Origin of the sequence: uncultured Amnibacterium sp. (assembly GCF_964244015.1) — a bacterium.
Classification (GTDB): domain Bacteria; phylum Actinomycetota; class Actinomycetes; order Actinomycetales; family Microbacteriaceae; genus Amnibacterium.
On record NZ_CAXTHO010000161.1, the window covers coordinates 1 to 5159 of the forward strand.

General features: G+C 73.3%; 5 protein-coding genes. 1 reads left to right on the plus strand and 4 read right to left on the minus strand.

From position 1 onward, the window contains the following. Positions 1-9 precede the first annotated feature (9 nt). From ACFE67_RS13830 to ACFE67_RS13845, 4 genes are all read right to left on the minus strand, one after another. Complete coding sequence (locus tag ACFE67_RS13830) at positions 10-1257, minus strand: DUF805 domain-containing protein (protein ID WP_375407457.1); 1248 nt, start codon at positions 1255-1257, stop codon at positions 10-12. A gap of 105 nt (positions 1258-1362) precedes the next feature. Next, positions 1363-2133 carry a C40 family peptidase gene (locus ACFE67_RS13835; protein WP_375407458.1) on the minus strand — a complete coding sequence of 257 codons (771 nt, stop codon included), beginning with the start codon at positions 2131-2133 and terminating at the stop codon, positions 1363-1365. Between the two features lie 327 nt (positions 2134-2460). Then, complete coding sequence (locus ACFE67_RS13840; RefSeq protein WP_375407459.1) at positions 2461-2898, minus strand: Lrp/AsnC family transcriptional regulator; 438 nt, start codon at positions 2896-2898, stop codon at positions 2461-2463. Positions 2899-3000: 102 nt separating this feature from the next. Then, positions 3001-3603, minus strand: coding sequence for a class I SAM-dependent methyltransferase (locus ACFE67_RS13845; RefSeq protein ID WP_375407460.1), 603 nt, complete (start codon positions 3601-3603; stop codon positions 3001-3003). Positions 3604-3702: 99 nt separating this feature from the next. Between ACFE67_RS13845 and ACFE67_RS13850 the strand changes: the two genes are divergently transcribed. Then, positions 3703-5159: circularly permuted type 2 ATP-grasp protein (locus tag ACFE67_RS13850; RefSeq protein WP_375407461.1), on the plus strand; the 1457-nt coding region annotated here is incomplete at its 3' end.

Genomic DNA, 5159 nt, shown 5'->3' on the forward strand with positions numbered 1-5159 from the left:
GAAAAGTGGTCAGACGGCGGGGCGGGTCGGGGAGGTGAGCTGCGCCGGAGGGAGGACGGCGAGGGCCGCGGCGACCGCGGCGCGCTCGTCACGGCCACCGACCAGGATGCGCTGCAGCTCCTCCGGACGCAGCACCGTCAGCCCGACGAGCCGGACCTCCCCCGCCGACGTCGCCACCGCCTCCGGGATGTCCGGCAGCCCGATCCCGACGAGGACTCCGACGCCGCCGTCGGCCGAACGCCACTCCGCAGGCGCGTCGACGGAGACCGACATCGAGAGCGCGCCGTACTGCTCGAGCTCGGCGGGCAGGTGCATGCCGCTCGCACCGATGCGGCGGGCGACGGCGGCGATGACGGTGAACAGCCAGTTCTCGGCGATCTCGGCAGCGGTCCGACCGGAGTCCTCGGCCGCGAGGTAGACCTCGGCGCCCGGGCCGAGCGCCGCAGCGCCCTCCGCCTCGGCGAGCCCGTTCGTCGACAGCACCGAGAGGCCGTCAGGACGGCGGATCAGCAGGTACCCCTGTCTGCGCCACGCCGGCTGCACGCCGAGCTTCGGCTCGACCCGCTCGACGTCGCCCACCGCTGTCCACGCGGCGAGCAGCGCGCCGTCGGGCGCCTGCGCCGTGTCGAGAGTCGGGGCCGTGTCGGACGGCCGGGTCACCGGCATCGGGGCGGTCGCCGGCGCGGCGGCCGCGGGTGCGGGCCAGGTGTCGAAGCCGCCGTTCGGGGCCGTGGAGGGGAGCGAGGAGGCGGGCCGCGCACCGCCGGTCGAGGGGGGCGCGGGCACGGCCTCCTGCCACCGGGGTGCACCGCGGTCGTACCGGCGCCCCTCGGGGTTCGACGGCAGGACGTGCAGCACGAGCACGATCAACCCGCCCACCGACGGGATGAGCGCCAGCAGGTACAGCAGGCCGGACAGGTTCGCGTCGTGGAGGCGCCGGACGGACACCGCGATCCCCGGCACGATCTGCGCGACGACGAGGACGGCCAGCAGGAACAGCAGCACCGCGCCGAGGGCGTTCGGGATGGCGGCGGCCGTCGATCCCTGCTCGCCGAGCGCACCGCCGATCGCGAGCAGGATCACCCCGATCACACCGATCACGATCGCCACGATCCCGTTCACCAGGGCGACCCACCAGTACTCCGACGGGCTCGCCCGCCCCGAGAACACGACGTACCGCCGCCAGAACCGCGCGTACGCGGTCAACGGCGATGCGCCGGGCAGCGGCAGATCGGGGTCGGTCGGGTCGACGGGCATGGTCCTCCTCGGCAGCCGGACGGATGAGCCCGAACCCTACCGACGCCCCGGCCGGCGCCGCGCCCCTCATGGGCGCACGCGCGCCGCGACCCGCCGGTGCGGCGGTCAGGCCGGACGCGCCACCACGGACAGCCGGTCGCCGGAGCGGACCGCGACCTCGCGGACCCGTTTGCCGGGGTACGGCGCCTCGATCATGCGGCCGTGGCCCACGTAGATCGCCACGTGGTACACCGCGCCGGGGCTGCCGTAGAAGATGAGGTCGCCCGGCTTGCGGCTCGCGTAGGAGTGCAGCCGGTTGCGCGCCTTCGCCCGGCTCCACTGCGCCGTCGCGCTGTGACCGCCGATGCTGACCTTGACCGCCGTGTACGCCTTCATCGTCAGCCCGGAGCAGTCGAAGCGCTTCGGACCGGCCTGCGCGAAGCCGTAGGGGTCGCCGATCTGCTTCCTGGCGTAGGAGACGGCGCGCAGCGCGCGCGTCCTGCCGACCAGCGCGGTCGTCGTCGCGGTGGTGCCGTCGGCTTTGCCGGGGTCCACTCCGAGCGCGGTGAGCTGCTGCAGCAGTGCGGTGAGCTCGGGCGTCTGCCGGGCGGCGAGCGTCTGCAGGGCGGCCTCGGACCGGTCTGCGGCGGTCCGGTTGGCCGACGTGTCCTGCTGCAGCACCGCCTCGTCGGCGATCGCCGCCGCCCGCCCCGCGGCGTCCGCCTCCGCCTCCAGCGCCGTCAGCCGGAGGCGCACGTCCGCGACGGTCGCCGCCGTGCTGGAGGTCGTCGCGACCGGCTGCGGGGCGGCGCCCGCGATCGATCCGGCAGCGACCGCCACCGCGGCAATCGTGCCGGTGAGCGTCAGCCCGGCTCCCCAGATCGTCTTGCGGCGCACGCGGTCTCCTCGGTTCGTCGGCGCAGCGCACTGGGTGGCGCGCCGCACGGCACGCCGAGCAGGCCGGGCGCATGGCGTCGCCGGCCTCGGGCAGAGGCGTGTCGGATGTGCCGCCTCCCGGGGGTGGTGGGTGGGGCGGCGAGATCGCGAGGACCGTAACAGGATGATCACGGCCAGGCGAATGCGGGCTAGTGCTTCGACTCCGCAGAAGGCTGGAGCCACGCCGTGAGGCGTACCGGAACGTGACACGAATCCCAGGTCGTGCCCCTGATTCCCCGGGCATGGACCTCCGTCGGCGGTCCGACGAGCGCAATCCGCTGAGCGGAATCAGCCGGTGGCGCGGTTCACGAGCCGCGAGAGGACGATCGCGCTGCGCGTGTGGTCGACGTTCGGTGCGACCCGGACGCGCTCCAGGGCGAGCTCGAGGCTCGGGATGTCCCGGCTGCGCATCTGCACGATCGCGTCGGCGCTGCCCGTCACCGTGCCGGCGTACACCACGTCGGGAACGGCGGAGAGGATGCGGCGCAGCTCGGTCGGGGAGACGGTACCGCGGCAGAACAGCTCGACCCACGCCTCCGTGTTCATGCCCTCGGTCGCCGGGTCGACCTGGATCGTGAAGGACCGGATGACGCCTTCGGCGAGCAGCCGGTCGACCCGCCGCTTCACCGCCGAGGCGGACAGACCGACCACCGCACCGATGTCGCGGTACGCCGATCGGGCGTTCCGCTTCAGCAGGTCGATGATCCGGGAGGCGATCGCGTCCACGTTCTGGATCGTATTCGGCGCGTGCCGCACCCTTCTGGCGCACCACTTTTCATCTTTACGGAGTTCTGGCGCGCCAAAACTCCGTAAAGATGAAAAGTGCGGCTACCTGCAGGCGATGAGGAGGCAGTCGCAGGCCAGGCCCGCCGGGGTCTCGCGGTCGCGGCGACCGGACAGTTCGATGCGGAGGCCCGCCGCCGTCGCGGCGGCGGCGGTCTCCTCCGGAGTCGTCCGGATGCCCGGGCTCATCGCGCCGCCGAGGCCGCGCGCGACGTCCTCCCGGTCGTGCCAGATCCCGAGCAGCAGGCCGCCCGCGCCCAGTGATTCCGCGGCCCTGCCGATCGCGGCCGCGAGCGCATCGGCCGGGAGCTGGAGGTAGCAGACGATCGCGAGGTCCACCGGTTCCGGCGACGCCCAGCTGGTCGCATCGGCGATCATCGCCTCGACCGACGGGTTCGCACGAGCCCGCATCCCCTCGACGGCCGCGCTCGAGAAGTCCGTCGCGACCACCCGCCACCCGCGATCCGCGAGCCAGAACGCGTTGCGCCCCTCTCCCGCACCGAGGTCGATCGCGAGTCCCGCTCCGGGTGCCAGCGCGGCGACGCGATCGGCGATCCAGCCGTTGGGTTCGGCGCCCCAGAGGCTCGATCCGTCGGCGGCCGCTGCGCGGTAGCGCCCTTCCCAGAAGTCCTGGCTGCCCGGTGTCACGATCGCAATCCTGCCGCTCAGGTCCGCGAGCGCGGTCCGGCACGGCGCCGTCCGGCTTCCGTAACAAGCCCGGAACACGCCTCTGGCTACGCTTCGCGGATGGCCGACCTCTTCGACGGGTACGCGCGGACGGCGAGGCAGCCGGCGCCGGCGGCCGCCGTGCCCTTCGACGAGATGTTCGCGGATCTGCCCATGGAGACGGCGGGCGCGGTGCCGCGCGAGCCGTACCGGGAGGTCCACTCCGCGCTCGCGTCCATGACCCAGAAGGAGCTGCGGGGGCGCACCGCAGCGCTCGCCGACTCGTACCTCGCGCAGGGCGTGACCTTCGACTTCGCGGGCGAGGAGCGGCCGTTCCCGCTCGACGCCGTGCCGCGGGTGATCGAGGCGGACGACTGGGCCTTCGTCGAGGCGGGCGTGCAGCAGCGGGTCGTCGCGCTGGAGGCGTTCCTCGCCGACGTCTACGGGCCGCAGGCGGCCGTGCGGGACGGCGTCATCCCCGCGGGCCTGATCAGCTCCTCCTCCCACTTCCACCGGCAGGCCGCCGGCGTCGTGCCGGCGAACGGCGTGCGCATCCAGGTCTCGGGCATCGACCTGATCCGCGACGAGCACGGCGACTGGCGGGTGCTGGAGGACAACGTCCGCGTGCCGTCCGGCGTCAGCTACGTGATCTCCAACCGCCGGGTGATGGCGCAGACGCTGCCCGAGCTGTTCGTGCGCATGCGCATCCGGCCGGTGGGGGAGTACCCGTACCGGCTCCTCCAGGCGCTGAAGGCCGCCGCGCCTCCCGGGATCGACGACCCGACCGTCGTCGTGCTGACCCCCGGCGTCTACAACTCGGCGTACTTCGAGCACACGCTCCTGGCTCGTCTGATGGGCGTCGAGCTGGTCGAGGGCCGCGACCTGTTCTGCTCGGGAGGCCGCGTCTGGATGCGGACCACCGCCGGCCCGACCCGCGTCGACGTCATCTACCGCCGCGTCGACGACGAGTTCCTCGATCCGCTGCAGTTCCGCGCCGACTCGATGCTCGGCTCCCCCGGCCTGATGCTGGCGGCCCGGCTCGGCAACGTGACCATCGCGAACGCGGTCGGCAACGGCGTCGCGGACGACAAGCTCGTCTACACCTACTTGCCCGCCCTGATCCGGTATTACCTCGGCGAGGAGCCGAAGCTGAAGAACGTCGACACCTGGCGGCTCGAGGATCCCGGCGCGCTGGAGGAGGTCCTCGACCGCCTCGACGAGCTGGTCGTGAAGCCGGTCGACGGCTCCGGCGGGAAGGGCCTCGTCGTCGGCCCGGCGGCGACGAGGAGCCAGCTGGAGGAGCTGCGGCGCCGGCTCATCGCGGATCCGCGCGGCTGGATCGCGCAGCCGGTCGTGCAGCTCTCCACCATCCCGACCCTCGTCGAGGACGGCGTGCGGCCCCGCCACGCGGATCTGCGCCCCTTCGCGGTCAACGACGGACGGGAGGTGTGGGTCCTGCCGGGCGGGCTCACGCGGGTGGCGCTGCCGGAGGGCCAGCTCGTCGTGAACTCCAGCCAGGGCGGCGGGTCGAAGGACAC

Excerpts from the sequence above, each read along its gene's own strand:
- ACFE67_RS13830 (WP_375407457.1), bottom strand. The coding sequence starts at position 1,257 with ATGCCCGTCGACCCGACCGACCCCGATCTGCCGCTGCCCGGCGCATCG.